A 13965-nucleotide genomic window follows, 5' to 3' on the forward strand; every position below is an offset into this window, starting at 1 on the left:
TGAGTACTTCGTTGGTCGGTCGTTGGTCGCGGTTCCTAACTTGGCGCTACCAGCTTCGCCAGCAGGGGTGAAGCTTTCGCGCACCACGAGGAACATCATGTACGCAGCACAGCTTTCCGGCGCTCATCGGATTCGCCGGGCGATTGCCGCAGCGGCCATCGGGGTCGCCGTGGTCGCCGGAACCGCCGCCATCGCGACGCCCGCACATGCCGAGGTCCAGTACCCGGCGTCGATCGATCAGTGTTTGGCGGCCAGGCCGACACTGCAGGAGGGGGTGCGCAACCAGGGGCCGTGTGTCGCGGCAGTCCAGGCCTTTCTGACCTTCAGCTATGGCAACGGCAAGGTCGATGTCGACGGTAAGTTCGGGCCGAAGACCAAGGCTGCGGTGCGCAACTTCCAACGGGCCGTTGGCATTTACGACGACGGGGTGGTCGGCCCGGCTACTTGGCGGTCGCTGCAGAATGCGTGTACGTCGCAGGGAAATTGCGACTACCGCTATCCCCTGCCGTTCTGAGCTTTCGACTACACGCTGCGCAGATAGCGACCGAAGTGCGGCACCGTGAACCCGATGGTGCCGCGCTCGGCCGAATAGATCAGTCCCTTCTTGATCAAACCGTCGCGGGCCGGTGACAGTGAGGCGGGTTTGCGGCCGAGTTCATTGGCCACCGCCGCGGTCGGCACCGGACCGTCATCGCCCGCCAAATCGGCCATGGCGCGCATATATTCGCGTTCGGCGGGGGTGGCTCGCTCGTATCGGGAGCCGAAGAATCCGACGGCCAGTTCCTCTTCGGCGCTCGGTGCCGCCACCTCGACATCCTCAGCCGTGATCGGGCTCTCCGGCGCCTGATCCCAGGCGGCCTTGCCGTAGGCCTGCACGAAATACGGATAGCCATCCGCCCTCTGGTACAGGGCATCCAGCGCTTCCTCGGTGAACTTCACCTCTTCGCGCTCGGCCGGTGCGATGAGGGCTTGATCCGCCGATTCGCGGTCCAGCCGGTCGATGCGGTGGTAGCTGAACAGTCGCTCGGAGTAGCTCTTCGAGGCGGACAGCACTGCGGGCAGGTGCGGTAGCCCGGCGCCGACCACGATCAAAGGTGCGGTGTCCTGGCTCAATTCGTGACAGGCGCCGCAGATCGCGGAGATATCGGCGGGACCGAGATCCTGCATTTCGTCGATGAAGACCGCGATGCCGACGTTGATATCGCTGGCCAGTGCGGCCGCCTCCTTGAGCAGTTCGATCAGATCGATCTCGATATCGCCGGAGTCGGCGCGACCGGTGACCGCGGGCACGTCGATACCGGGCTGCCAGCGCTCCCGCATGCCCTTATCGGCGGTGGAGCGCAGCGCGAAAGCCTTGAGTATGCCGAGGAAGTCGTCGACGCGCTCCTGGTTGCGGTGTGCCATGGCGATGGCGCGGACGGCCATATGCAGTGCGGACGACAGCGGGCGGCGCAGTTCCTGATCCGGGCGGGCCTCGATTTTGCCTGTGCCCCAACCGCGCGAGCCCGCGGCAGAGCGAAGTTGGTTGAGCAGCACGGTTTTTCCGACACCGCGCAATCCGGTGAGCATGACGCTGCGTTCCGGCCGACCGCGCGCGATCCGCTCCAGCACAATGTCGAAGGCCTTGAGTTGCTTATCGCGCCCGGCCAATTCGGGTGGGCGCTGTCCGGCTCCGGGAGCATACGGATTCCGCACGGGGTCCATGCCCAGACACCGTAGCGCGTTTCGTCAGCCGAATCTGGCCATATATACGGCGTGTCCTAGATATTGCTAGCAAACTATCGCATGCTGAGGGGCATGCCGACGGAACCACTCCCCACCCTCGCCGAGTTGGTCGAATCCTGGAAAGTCCCCGCCGAAGCCCCTGTGGCCGGCCACATCCGGTCCAACATTCTGGAGGCGATCGAAGGCGGTCTCGACGATCCGCAACTCGTCGCGGATCTCGCGGTGGGGCCGCTGGTGGTGGCGCTCGGTCGGCTGGAAGTCGGCTTGGCCGATGCGTGGCGGCGGATCGATGAGCTGGAGCGGGCACTCGGTCAGCGGAGTGCCGGATCCGACGGGTAGCAGTCGGTGGATGGCGAATCCGGTGGGCGCAGTGTTACTCCCGATTGGGACTTCGATTCGATAACACGCGGTGCGCCGCCGATACCGTGTCGTGACCATCTGGGCGTGTCGCAATTGCGCCGCTCGTCCTGGGATTTTTCGATCATCCGCGAAGAGGCTGGTCTGTGCGCTGGACAACACCGCGTCCTGGCCGTAATCTCTTCGTGACCCAGTGGAGTCTGTCGGTTCGGAAGAGAAGCGGCGCCACTGAGTTACCGCCAAAACGGCTGTCGGGGCCACCAATTCCGACCGCCGTGCCGGGACCCAGAGATTCAACTGGGAGTTGGGGCCGTTCTGCCGGTCCGAACCGACAGCTGACCCGGTCGGCGGGAGAGCAGAAAGATCGGAGACTCGGCTCGGTGGGTAAACACAGCTTGCAGCGGGAATCGCGGCTACCGAATTCCGTCAAGGGTGCGCTCGTCATGGGCGCGGTCGCCGCATCTACTGGTGCGATGCCCGCGATCCCCGCGATGGCAGCCACCATCAATATTCCGGGAATCGGCGATTTCGACGTCCCGGTTCCGCAGGAATTCGACCAGCAGGCCCAGGATCTGGGTCAGCAGCTCACCCAGGCACTCGCCTCGATGCCCGCCGCGCCCGCCCCGGAGGCCGTTGCCCCGCAGGCCGCGCCGTCGCTCCCCGGCTTGTTCGCCCCGGCCATGCCGCAGATGTTCCACAACACCGCCAGTGACATCGCGCTGGACGCCGCCAAGTCCAAGGTCGGCGCGCAGTACTCCTGGGGTGCCTCCGGACCGTTCAGCTTCGACTGCTCGGGTCTGGTCCAGTGGGCCTACAAGCAGGCCGGAGTCGAACTGCCGCGCACCAGCTTCGAACAGTCGCACGTCGGCGCTCCGGTCGCCTTCGAGGACCTGCAGCCCGGCGATATCGTGGTGACCAACGGTGGCGGCCACGTCGGCCTCTACGCGGGCGACGGCAAGCTGCTCAATGCGGTCCAGTCCGGTCAGCCGGTCTCCTACACCACCCTGCGCCCCGACATGGTTGTGACGGCACGCCGTATGGTCTAAGGGTGGCACCCGCCCAACCGACCACCAAGAACACCGCCCCGAACCAGGCCCGCGTGGACTCCTGGACGTGGGCGGTGCGTCTTTTCAAGACCAGGTCCGCGGCTGCGGAAGCCTGCCGCGGCGGACACGTCCGGGTGAATGGTGTTGCGGCCAAACCGGCCCAACCGGTTCGCCCCGGTGACGAGGTCCGTGTCCGAGCCGGTGGCATCGAACGCATTGTCATCGTTGAGCGCGTTATCACCAAGCGTGTCGGCCCTCCGATCGCCGCACAGTGTTTGATCGACCGCAGCCCTCCGCCGCCGCCTCAGGAGATTCTGGTGGCCGCGCCGCGCCGCGACCGCGGCTCTGGTCGACCCACCAAGCGGGAACGTCGCGAGACGGACCGTCTACTCGGCCGCACCGATAACTGAGGCGCTAATTCACGCCGGATTTTGTGGTGCGGGTTGCGATTCGGCCGGCCGCTAGTGCGGCGGCGGCGATGGTGCACAGGGCGCCGAGCATCATCGCGGATGCTTCGCCGGGCACCAGGACGTGTAGCTGCGAGCCGACGGTGACGGCAGCGACCGGGACGCCGACCTGGGCCGCCGCGAGGGTGCCGAAGGCGATCGGCTGTCCCGCGACACGGGTGCTCAGGTGCACCAGCACCGCGCCGATGCCGAGTGCGATACCGAGTCCGATCAGCCGTGGGTGGTCGCCGAATTCACGCAGGTTGAGTCGGGCGCCCAGCCAGACGAAGAATAGCGGGCCGAGGAAGCCGTCATTGATCGCGAAGAGTTGCCGGGCCACGCGCCGCGGCTCCCCGATTCCGGCGACCGCGAGTCCGGCGGCGAATCCGGCGAGCATGATCGACACCCGGGTCTGGGTTGCCAATGCGCACAAGGCGAACAGCACCGCGAGACTGACCCGCAGTTCCAGGGCGAATGCGCGCTTCTCGGACAGTCGATGCACTCGCCGCCGCCGACCCGACAGCTCCAGCTTGCGCAGCATCAGGAACAGCACAGTGGCGGCGGCCGCCACCGCGACGGCGCCGAGTGCCGCGCGGCCAGCATTCGACGGATCGATCACCAGCGGCAGCGCCACCACGCAGGCGGTATCGGCTATCGCGACCTGGGCGGTGAGGGCAAGTACCGGCTTTCCCCGCAGACCGAGCGAGTCGATGATCGGCAGCACCAGCGCCGCCGATGAGGACGCCATCAGCACCGCATAGATCGCACCGTGTCCGGTTCCGAACCCGCGGGCCAGCCCGAATCCGGCCGCGACGGAAAGCAATCCGACCAGGACGGCCCGGACCGCGCCCTTACCGAGTGCGGAGCGAACCGCCGGATCACGCACCGGGACATGGGTGCCCGCGACGAACATGACGACCGCGAAACCCATATCGGCGAGAAAGGTGAAGATCGGGTCGGCGGGGTGCAGGAAGCCGAATCCGGTGGTGCCGAAGACAATGCCCGCGGCCAGTTCACCCAGGATCACCGGGATGTGCCAGTTCTGCCGCAGTGCGAGCAGCGGTCCGCACAGTCCGAGCATGATGACCAAGGCGAGGGTTGCGAAGGTCATTGCGGCATGGCGGCTATCTTCGCCGGGATGGCGATATTCTCATCGGCCCAGTGGACTTCCGGCTGATCTTTCCATGTCACGGGGATGATTGCGGTCGCCATTCGCCCATCATCGCGCCCGATGTCGGCGAGCTGCGGGAGGTCGGCAGGTGTTTCCGCTATGGCTGGGTAAGGTGGCCCGCGCGGTAGAGCGCTCGGCATTCGCCGCGGCGCAGTTTGCCACTCGAGGTCTTGGGGATCCGGCCCGGTTCGACCAGGACGACGGCCCCCGGTGTCACCTCGTGGGCGGCCGCGACGGCATTGCGGATGCGGCGGGCCAGTTCCGCTGATCCGGTGGCCGCCGTGTCGGCGAGTTCGGCGACGACCACCAGATCCTCGCGGTGGCCGTCATCGTGGCCGAATGCGGTTACGTGGCCGACGCGCAGCTCGGGCGCGCAGTCCGAAACCGTGGATTCGATATCGGCCGGATAGTGGTTGCGGCCGTCGATGACGATGAGGTCCTCGAGCCTGCCCGCGATATAGAGCTGGCCCTCGTGCCAGAAGCCGAGATCGCCGGTGCGCAGCCAGGATTCGTCACTTCCGGACAGGGTGGCCCAGAACGTCGCCGCGGTGGCGATCGGATTGTTGTAGTAACCGGCGCAGACGTTGGGGCCACAGACCCAGATCTCGCCGACGGTGCCCGCCGCGACCTCGGTGTGCTCGTCGGGCTCCACCACCGCAACTCGCTGGCCCGCGGGTACGCCGCAGCCGACGAGTGGAACACCCTCCTGTGCGGTCTGTGCGCGGCCCTGTGCCAAGGCTGTTCGGTCGAATCGATGTGTGACGGGTTCGGTCGACTGATCGCATACGGTGACCGAGAGTGTGGCCTCGGCCAGGCCGAAACCCGGTGTGTGGGCGTGGTGTCGGAATCCGTAAGGGGCAAAGGTTTCGGTGAAGGCTCTCAGGGCCTCGGTGCGGATCGGTTCGGCTCCGTTGAGTAGTGCGTCGAGGTGGGACAGGTCCAGGCCCGCGCGTTCGTCGCGGGTGGTTGCCGAGACCGCGAGGGTCAGGCCGAAATTGGGGCTTCCGGTGGTGCCGGCACGGTAGTCGCTGAGGGCACGCAGCCAGCGGATGGGGCGTTTCACGAATTCGGCCGGCGCCATGGTCACGCCGTGCACGCCGGAGTAGAGCGGTAGTGAAAGGGCCAGGAGCAGGCCCATATCGTGGAAAAACGGGAGCCAGGAGACGATGGGTTCGGCGCGAACCGCGGGCACTGCGGTCCACAATTGGTCCAGTGCCGCAGCGAGATTCGCGTGGGTTACTTCGACACCGGCCGGGGTCTTGGTCGATCCGGACGTGTACTGGAGATAGGCCGTCTCTGTTCGATCGATAATCGGGTCGGCTGCTGGGGTGGTTTCCGGTGCCGGTATCAGCACTCGGCCCAGGGCTGGACCGAAGATCTCGCTGGTAGTGGTGTCGGTCGCCGAGATCAGGCTCAACGCGGGTCGAGCATCGGCGAGTACACCTTCGAGTCGGATGCGGTTTGTATTGCTTGTCGGCGGAAATAATGGCACCGCAATGCGATTGCTGTAGAGGCAGGCGAGAAAGGCTATGACGTAGTCGATTCCGTGGGCACACAGGATCGCCACGCGATCACCGGGATCGGTTGTTGCCCTGAGTCTTTCAGCCTGGGCGCCTGCCGCGTCGTGCAGTTGTTCGTAGGTCAGTGTGACCGGAGTGCAATCCTGTCCGCGATAACGCAATTCGGTGTACGCGTTGTCGTTGGGCTTGGTTCGTGCCCACTCGGCAACCCGGGCGGCCAGTGCATTGGTCCACCGCGTCGTGTTCGGAGAAGTCACAGCACCCCATCGGATTTCGCGGCGACTCGGTCGGCCAGGACTGCGCCGAGTGCGGTGATGGTGGGGTGTTGGAACAGTTCGGCGGTCGAGATGCGGATATTCAGGCGGGTTTCGAGGTATCGGCGCATTTCTATGCCGAGCAGGGAGGTCAGGCCCAATTCGTTGAAATCGGCGTCCGGATCGACGTGGTCGGAGGTCAGGTCGAGGGTGGCGGCGAGAGCGGTGCGGATGGTCGTGGTGAGTGGTTCGGTCGGATGCGGCGATATCGGGATCGGCGGCGCGGGGACTGTTGCCGCTTGGTCGGTGAGCAGGTTCCGCAGGCGGGTGGCGACCGGGTCGGGATCAGTGGTCGGCGTGTAGTCCAAGGCGAGCAGGTAGGGCTCGTTGTAATACATGGTCTGGGCGATTAATTCGGTGCCGCGTGGAATATCGAATGCGGAAATTCCCGCACGCCGCAGATGTACCGCATCACCCGCGCTCTCGGCGAGGCCCGAATCCCACACGCCCCAGCCGATGCTCAGTACCCGCCGACCCGGGTGTCTGCGGGCGAGTGCGTCCATTGCGGCATTCGCGCTGGCGTAGGCGGCCTGTCCGGGTGCGCCCAGTGCACCGGTGGCCGAGGAGAACAGCAGCACGAAGTCGGTGGGATCGGTGGCGGTGAGTTCGATGAGGTTGTTCGCGGCGATCGGTTTCGGCGCGAACATGCGGGAGAGTTGGCGGGCGGTTACGGCTTCGAAGGTGGCGTCTTCGAGTGCGCCCGCTGCATGGACGACGCCCCGGATGGTGGAACCGCATTCGCGAACATCGTCGAGCGCGTTGGCGAGATCGCTGCGGTCGGCGGCGTCGCAGCGCACCACGACGATCCGGTCCTCGAGTCCGTCCAGGAGTGCGGGCACCGGTCTGGGTGCGCGGGTGAGCACCACGACATCGTGGGCACCGGCATCGAGCAGCCAGCGCACCGCGACCGAACCGAGCGCACCCAAGCCGCCGGTAACCACATAGGTGCCGTTGGGGTCGATCGGCGTTGGGGTGGTCGATCGGGGACGGGTGGGGATGAAACGGCGTGCCGTGATGGCGTCGGCGGAGATGCGGAGCTCATCGGGGAGTGTGTGGGTGGTGGCGATGAGTTCTTGCAGTCGGGACACTGCGGACGGTGATGCATCGGTCCAAACGAGCCGCACTTCGCGGCCCGATTCGAGTTGCATAGATCGCACCAAACCGGCTACCGCCATCGGCGTGATCGTTTTGTCCGGTGCGCTGTGCTGTCGACTCCTAGCGGACGGTTGGCCATCGGTCGCAGTGGGTTCTGGGAGGACGATCGTAAAAGATGCTGTGGTGTCCTCGGATTGGACGCGTTGAAGCAGATCCAGCACGCGTCCGGTTGTGGCGGTGGCACTGATCGCGGACTCGGTGTCGTGGCCGGTGTGAATCGCGCCGGATTCGGTGGGCCAGACCACGACGACTGCCGTGTTCCCGGTGCCGGTGCGACCGGCGAGTACGGCGGAGACGATCGGACCGGCGGCATCCGGTTCGCGGGCGACGCGTTCGGTGGGCAGGGTGCGGTCGAGTTCTCTGGCGAGCCGGATGGCGAGCTGGGACTCGCCGATAACCAAGGCGCGCTGCGGATTCGTGGTTCTGTTGCGCTGGCCGTTGCTCTCGGCGTGGCGAAGGTACGGGATCCATGTTTCACGGCGGAAAGGGCCGACCTGCGTTGTGGATTCGACCGTCGCGAAACGTATGCGGACACCCGACAGCGCGAGCACGGGGACGCCGTGCTGATCGGTGCCGATGATGTCACCGGTCAATCCGGTCATCGATCGATTGCGCACGAGCGCATGGGCTTCCAACAGAACCAGGTCCGGTTCGGCGGACAGCCAGGCGGATTCGATGCCGATCGGCAGCGGAATGGCATCGGCGGGCAGGTGGTCCCAACTCGCGGCGGCGAGCAGATGCAGGCAGCTGTCGAGCGTCGCCGAGCGCTGCAGCGGGGCGGAATCGAACGACCCCACCGCACAATCGGGTCCGGCCTCGATATCGCGCAGCGCGCGGAAGCCGGGACCGTAGTCGAGTTGCCGCACACGCAACGAGTCGTAGAAAACACCTGGCATGAGCACTCGCATCCGCCGACGCGCGGCCCGATTTGCATCGACCACCCGCATCCATGCAACGATATCCCCGGGTGTGGGGTCACCGGCCAACCGTGCCGAAGCCAGCGTCCCGGCGCCTGTGACCTCCGCCTGCAACCTTCCAGCACCACCGGCTCGATAAGTGACAGCGGACAGCGCGGCAAGCCCGGTTCGCTCATTCACTACGAAATCGGCGATCGCCTGCCCCGCCCCAGCCAGGTCGATGAGCCTGAGCAGCCAGAAGACCGCGGGGACAGTCGGGACACCCTGCACCACATGATCGTGGAGATCGTCTGCGGGGAATTCGGATTCAGCGATGAAGACGCTGGATGCGCTCGAATCGACGGCATCTCGGCTGCGACTGATGTTGAAACCGCTGGTTGTGTTCGCGTCCTGGGCATTTCGGCCGCGCGGAGCCTCGAACTGGGTGGCGGCGTTCAGGTCGTGCGTCTCTCGACCGCTGCGGACGACATCGACTCCGATCCCTGTGCCGAATTCGGAGACCGAGGAGTCGTTGACAGTGTGGCCGTTGATAGCGGGATCGGCAGCACTGCGATGGGTGGTACCTGGTTCGGTTGCAGCGCCGTGGGTGGTGTCGGGTTCGGTGGCAGCGACGTGAATGGCGCCGGGATCGAGGGTGGTGATCAGGGGGAACCGGCGGTGGGACCATTGGCGTGCGGGCGGGGGTGCGTTGAAGGGGCCGTTTGCGGCCCAATTCAACGGGCGGCCTTCGAGGTAGAGCTTGGCGAGGCAGGTCAGGAAGGTTCCGGCCTCGTTGTCGCGGGTGGTCACCGTGTGGGTGGCGTCGGCGAATTCGGGGAACTCACGGATCGCGGGTGTCAGGACCGGATGGGGTGCGATTTCGAGCACCGTCGCGAATCCGTCGTCGGCGGCTTGTTGGAGTGCAGCGGCTAGTTCGACGGTTCTCGAGGCATTTTCGGCCCAGTAGTCGGCATCCATCGCGGCCGTGGTGATCGTTTCGCGTCGACGCGCCGTGGAGTACACCGGGACACGCGGCATCTGCGCGGTGAGTCCGCCGAGCCTGTCGACGAATTCGGGGAGGAGCGCGCCTACCTGTGGACTGTGTGCGGCGAAGTCGACGGCGATCCGTTGCGCGAATATCTGCCTGCGTTTGGCCCGGCGGACGAGCGCATCGATGTAGCGCGGCGCACCGGAGATCACCACCGAACGCGGTCCATTGATCGCCGCGACCGCTACCGTGGCGTGCAGTGGCTCGACCAGCCGTGCCGCCTCATCCGCTGTCGCCTCCAGCACTGCCATCGCACCGTGCCCGTCGAGGCGCGCCAGAATCCGGCTGCGCTGCACCACGACTCGGGCCGCGTCGGAAAGCGACAATGCACCGCTCACCGCGGCCCCGGCCACCTCGCCGAGACTGTGCCCCACCACCGCATCCGGTTCGATCCCCCACGCGGCGAGCAGTTCGGCGAGCGCCACCTGGAATGCGAAGATTGCCGGTTGCACGAGTTCCGTCGCACTGCTTCCGTTGTGCGCCGCACCGCTGAGCGTGAACCCGTTGCGCGGCGTCCATACTCGCCCGCCACCCGCCGCCGCAATCGCATCCGCGGCAGCGGTCACCGCCTGCGCGAATACCGGATAACGAGCCGCCAGACCTCGCCCCATCTTGGAATACTGCCCACCCTGCCCAGAAAACAGGAACAGCACACCACCCCGCCGCCGCACCGAACCAGCGCCGATCACTCCACTCCCGGACTCCCCACCCGCCAACGCCCGCAACTGATCCACCGCATCGTCCAGATCCCGCGCAACCACTGCGGCCCGGGCATTCTCAGGTATCAACCGCGCCGCAGCAGCCGCGAATTGCCGAAGAATTTCGCGATCGCCACCTTCCGCGCCCGAGTAGCTCGTCACAATCGCGTCGGTCGCTGCGCCCATGTCCGCGCATGAACCGCCACTAGCGCCCTCACCCGAAGTGCCGCTCGTTCGCTCGCGTGAATCACCACTAGAACCCTGGTGGGAACCACGACTCGTGCCCTCGCGCCGAGGGTTACCGGTGTCGTCATGCGAGGCGCTGCTTGCGCCGCTACCCAAAGCGGTGCCCATGCGCTCGCGCGTGCCGCTGTTGGACATGCCGTGGGAATCGCCGCTCGTGCCCTCGCCCGCTTCGCTCGTGCCCTCGCGCGAAATGCGCCCGGTGCCCTCGCGCCGAAGGTTTCCGGTGTCATCTCGCGAGGCGCTGCTTGCGCCGGTGTACGAAGGGGCACTGATGTTGTCGCGCGATGCGCAGCTGGTGTCGTTGCCCGAAGCGGTGCTCATGCCATCGTGCGACGGGCTGCTGGTGCTGCCGCGTGAGGCGCTGATCATGCCATCGCGCGTGCCGCTGTTGGGCATGCCGTGGGAATCGGCGCTCGTGCCGTCTGACGACATGCCGACATCCTCGAGCAGCCCGGCCCACCGCGACGCGTGCGACCGCAGCTCCGCAATGTCGCGACCGGTGACCGGAAGCAATACGGGCGGTTCGTAACTCCGGTGCTGCGCGGCCTCGAGACCGCGCAGCACCACGTGCGCATTCGTCCCGCCGAATCCGAATGAGCTGACGCCGGCACGTCGCGCACCCACCGGTGTATCGGTCCAGTCAACAGGCTCGGTCGGTACCCGCAGTCCGTGTTCGGTGAGCTTCAGCAGCGGGTTCTCGGTGTGGAAATTGATGGTCGGCGGGATTACACCGTGTCGAATGGACAGCGCCGCCTTGACCATTCCGGTGATTCCGGCGGCCGCCTCCAGATGTCCGATATTGGATTTGAGGGAGCCGATCCAGGTTGGTTCGGCATTGCTTCCGACTACCGCGGCGAGCGCACCCACCTCCACCGCATCACCCAATGGCGTTCCGGTGCCGTGGCATTCGACGTACTCGACATCATGTGGATCGAGTCCGGCCCGTACCCAGGCAGTACGAATAATCTCCTGCTGGGCCCGGCCGTTCGGCGCGTACAGGCCATTGGACCGCCCGTCCGAACCGACTGCCGTGCCGAGGATTTCCGCGTACACCCGATGCCCGTCGCGCAGCGCATCGGTGGTGCGCCGCAGCACCACCACGGTGCATCCGTCACCGCGGGCATATCCATCGGCAGCGGCATCGAACGGTTTGCACCGCCCGTCGGGCGCGAGGAAACCTCCCTCGGCCAGGTACTCCGAGGTATGCGGCAGCAGCGTGAGATTCACCCCGCCGACGATCGCGAACGGCACCGCCTCATCGGCCAGCAGCCGCACCGCGAGATCCACCGCGGCCAGCGACGACGAGCAGGCGCTGTCCACCACCAGACTCGGTCCGTGCAGGTCGAGGACATAGGACAGCCGGTTGGCGATGATGCTGAGCGCCGATCCGGTGACCGCGTACGGCGCATCGTGCCCGTCGCGGCCCAACACCGCGATGCCGTGATCGTAGGCGCACGCACCGAATACCACCGCCGCCCCGGAACCCCTGGTGCGATAGCCGATTCCGGCATCGTCGAGCGCCTCGACCGCGACCTCGAGTGCCAGCCGCTGCTGCGGATCCATCAGCGCGGCCTCGCGACCGGAGATCGCGAACCAGTCGTTGTCGAACGCGTCGACATCGGTGAGATATCCGGCGTGGCGCGTGCCCGGTCGACCAGGCGGCGGTGCACCGGTGGCATCGCGGCCATCGCACAGCATCCGCCAGAACTCGGATACATTCGGCGCGCCGGGTACCCGGCAGCCGATGCCCACGATCGATACCGGCAAATTCGGCCGGACGGAGGCGGGCTGGCCCTTCCTCTTGGTGGTCAAGGTGCTCATCGCATCGCGAGATACTCGACAAGCTGCTCGATGTCCGGATGGTCGTAGAGGGTGGAGAGCGAAACCTCGACTCCCATGGCATCTTCCAGATGCGCCGTCAGCCGTGCCAGTTGCAGCGAGCTGAGGCCGAGATCGCTGAACGGCGCATCGGTCGAAACCTTTGCGGCATCGACATTCAGCAGGTCGGCGACGGCGGCGGTGGCAGCGCTCAGTAGCGCGGCACGTCGCGAACCGGTTTTGTTCGAAACACCGTCGGCGACTGTTCGCAGGTCGCTCGAGACAACACCCTGCCCGTCCGGAAGATCAGGCCCCATCCGTCCTCCTCCCGTCGCCGGAGGGCTGGTGCCCCCACGCCGGTACCCCCTGCGATTATGCCGTAGATATCGGCGCGATCAAGGTGTCCCTGAGGCGGGTGGATTGTCCGGAATTGTCCTGCATACCCGGCTCTTTCGTCGTTTACCGTGATCGATCGCCTACGGTGGCACCGTGCCCGAATCCGGAACCGAGCGGACGCCCACCCTGCCGACCGTGCTGCGATGCTGCGCCGCACTGGCGGCCACGCCTGGTCGATTGCTGCGCCCGCGTCGCCCCGATACCGCGTTGCTGGCCGGTCTGGAGCCGGTCCCGCTGCCGCAGACCAAGGCGACGGTCGGGCTCACTGTCCTGATGCAGGCCCGTATGGCCGCGCCGACCACGATCGTCGCGGAGGGCGTGCGCAGCCTGCGCGAACTGCCGATGACCATGTCGGCCTATCTGATCGAACATCCCAAGGCGCGCTTCCTGGTCGATCCGGCCCTGTGCGCGGGTGTGCACGATCGGGTGCTGCCCGAGCTGCCGTTCCCGATTCCGCTCCTGGTCGCGCCGGATAAGCCGGTGCTCGGGCTCTCCGACGCGCTGGCCGCCCGCGATATCGCCGTCGACGCGATCGATTTCGTCTTGCCGACCCACCTGCACTGGGATCACATCTCCGGCATGCTGGAACTGCCCGATTCCGTGACCATCCGACTACCCGCCGTCGAACGCGCCTGGGCCCTCGACGGCCCACACGCCCCGGTCGGCGTTGCCCGAGGCCCACTGCGCGGGCGCGCCTTCGACACCTTCGAACTCGACGGCCCGCCGGTGCTCACCTTCCCGCGCAGCCTGGACCTGTTCGGTGACGGTTCGGTGCTACTCGTCGACCTCGCCGGACATACCCCGGGCAGCATCGGCGTCCTGCTCGCGGTCGACGATGGCACCCGGGTACTACTCGCGGGCGACGCGGTGTGGAACAAACTCCAGGTCGAGCTGATCCGCGAGAAGGCACCCATGCCGGGCCAACTCTTCGATGCCGACCGCGACGCCACCTTCGCCACCATCCACCGCCTACACGCCCTACCCGACGGCATCGAAATCGTCGCCGCCCACGACTACGCGGCCGTCGAGGCGCTCGCAGCCCGGAAGCGGTAACCCGCCTTATCGGGTCAGAATTCAGTCGATGCCCTCGTCGAGCTGCTGCCAAGTGGCGTGCACCTCGAACGGCACC

At 66.4% G+C, this 13965-nt stretch carries 10 protein-coding genes; 5 read left to right on the top strand and 5 right to left on the bottom strand.

Features of this window, described 5'->3' with window-relative positions:
- Positions 1 to 97: 97 nt before the first annotated feature.
- Entirely contained in the window at positions 98 to 514 is a 417-nt protein-coding gene (locus tag OIE68_RS33020; RefSeq protein WP_327094883.1) for a peptidoglycan-binding domain-containing protein, read from the top strand.
- Between the two features lie 8 nt (positions 515 to 522).
- Here OIE68_RS33020 and OIE68_RS33025 read toward each other — a convergent pair whose 3' ends face one another.
- A complete protein-coding gene (locus OIE68_RS33025) occupies positions 523 to 1704 on the bottom strand; it encodes an ATP-binding protein (RefSeq protein ID WP_327094884.1) in 1182 nt (393 codons plus the stop codon).
- Positions 1705 to 1797: 93 nt separating this feature from the next.
- Here OIE68_RS33025 and OIE68_RS33030 point away from each other — a divergent pair, with 93 nt between their 5' ends.
- From OIE68_RS33030 to OIE68_RS33040, 3 genes are all read left to right on the top strand, one after another.
- Positions 1798 to 2064, top strand: a complete 267-nt coding sequence (locus tag OIE68_RS33030) for a hypothetical protein (protein ID WP_327094885.1) — start codon at positions 1798 to 1800, stop codon at positions 2062 to 2064.
- Between the two features lie 398 nt (positions 2065 to 2462).
- Positions 2463 to 3128, top strand: a complete 666-nt coding sequence (locus OIE68_RS33035) for a C40 family peptidase (protein WP_327094886.1) — start codon at positions 2463 to 2465, stop codon at positions 3126 to 3128.
- 2 nt (positions 3129 to 3130) lie between these two features.
- Complete coding sequence (locus tag OIE68_RS33040; RefSeq protein ID WP_327094887.1) at positions 3131 to 3538, top strand: RNA-binding S4 domain-containing protein; 408 nt, start codon at positions 3131 to 3133, stop codon at positions 3536 to 3538.
- Positions 3539 to 3542: 4 nt separating this feature from the next.
- Here OIE68_RS33040 and OIE68_RS33045 read toward each other — a convergent pair whose 3' ends face one another.
- From OIE68_RS33045 to OIE68_RS33060, 4 genes are all read right to left on the bottom strand, one after another.
- Entirely contained in the window at positions 3543 to 4685 is a 1143-nt protein-coding gene (locus tag OIE68_RS33045) for a cation:proton antiporter (protein WP_327094888.1), read from the bottom strand.
- 157 nt (positions 4686 to 4842) lie between these two features.
- Complete coding sequence (locus tag OIE68_RS33050; protein ID WP_327094889.1) at positions 4843 to 6522, bottom strand: fatty acyl-AMP ligase; 1680 nt, start codon at positions 6520 to 6522, stop codon at positions 4843 to 4845.
- Positions 6519 to 12434: an SDR family NAD(P)-dependent oxidoreductase gene (locus tag OIE68_RS33055; RefSeq protein ID WP_327094890.1), complete on the bottom strand. Its 5916-nt coding sequence runs from the start codon at positions 12432 to 12434 to the stop codon at positions 6519 to 6521. Before OIE68_RS33055 ends, OIE68_RS33050 begins: the two co-directional genes overlap by 4 nt.
- Positions 12435 to 12439: 5 nt before the next feature.
- Positions 12440 to 12757 carry an acyl carrier protein gene (locus OIE68_RS33060; protein ID WP_327094891.1) on the bottom strand — a complete coding sequence of 106 codons (318 nt, stop codon included), beginning with the start codon at positions 12755 to 12757 and terminating at the stop codon, positions 12440 to 12442.
- Between the two features lie 172 nt (positions 12758 to 12929).
- Here OIE68_RS33060 and OIE68_RS33065 point away from each other — a divergent pair, with 172 nt between their 5' ends.
- Positions 12930 to 13889: an MBL fold metallo-hydrolase gene (locus tag OIE68_RS33065; protein WP_327094892.1), complete on the top strand. Its 960-nt coding sequence runs from the start codon at positions 12930 to 12932 to the stop codon at positions 13887 to 13889.
- Positions 13890 to 13965: the final 76 nt, after the last annotated feature.

Source organism: Nocardia vinacea (assembly GCF_035920345.1).
Lineage (GTDB): Bacteria > Actinomycetota > Actinomycetes > Mycobacteriales > Mycobacteriaceae > Nocardia > Nocardia vinacea_A.

Excerpts from the sequence above, each read along its gene's own strand:
- OIE68_RS33020 (WP_327094883.1), top strand. The coding sequence starts at position 98 with ATGTACGCAGCACAGCTTTCCGGCGCTCATCGGATTCGCCGGGCGATT.
- OIE68_RS33025 (WP_327094884.1), bottom strand. The coding sequence starts at position 1,704 with ATGGACCCCGTGCGGAATCCGTATGCTCCCGGAGCCGGACAGCGCCCA.
- OIE68_RS33030 (WP_327094885.1), top strand. The coding sequence starts at position 1,798 with ATGCCGACGGAACCACTCCCCACCCTCGCCGAGTTGGTCGAATCCTGG.
- OIE68_RS33045 (WP_327094888.1), bottom strand. The coding sequence starts at position 4,685 with ATGACCTTCGCAACCCTCGCCTTGGTCATCATGCTCGGACTGTGCGGA.
- OIE68_RS33060 (WP_327094891.1), bottom strand. The coding sequence starts at position 12,757 with ATGGGGCCTGATCTTCCGGACGGGCAGGGTGTTGTCTCGAGCGACCTG.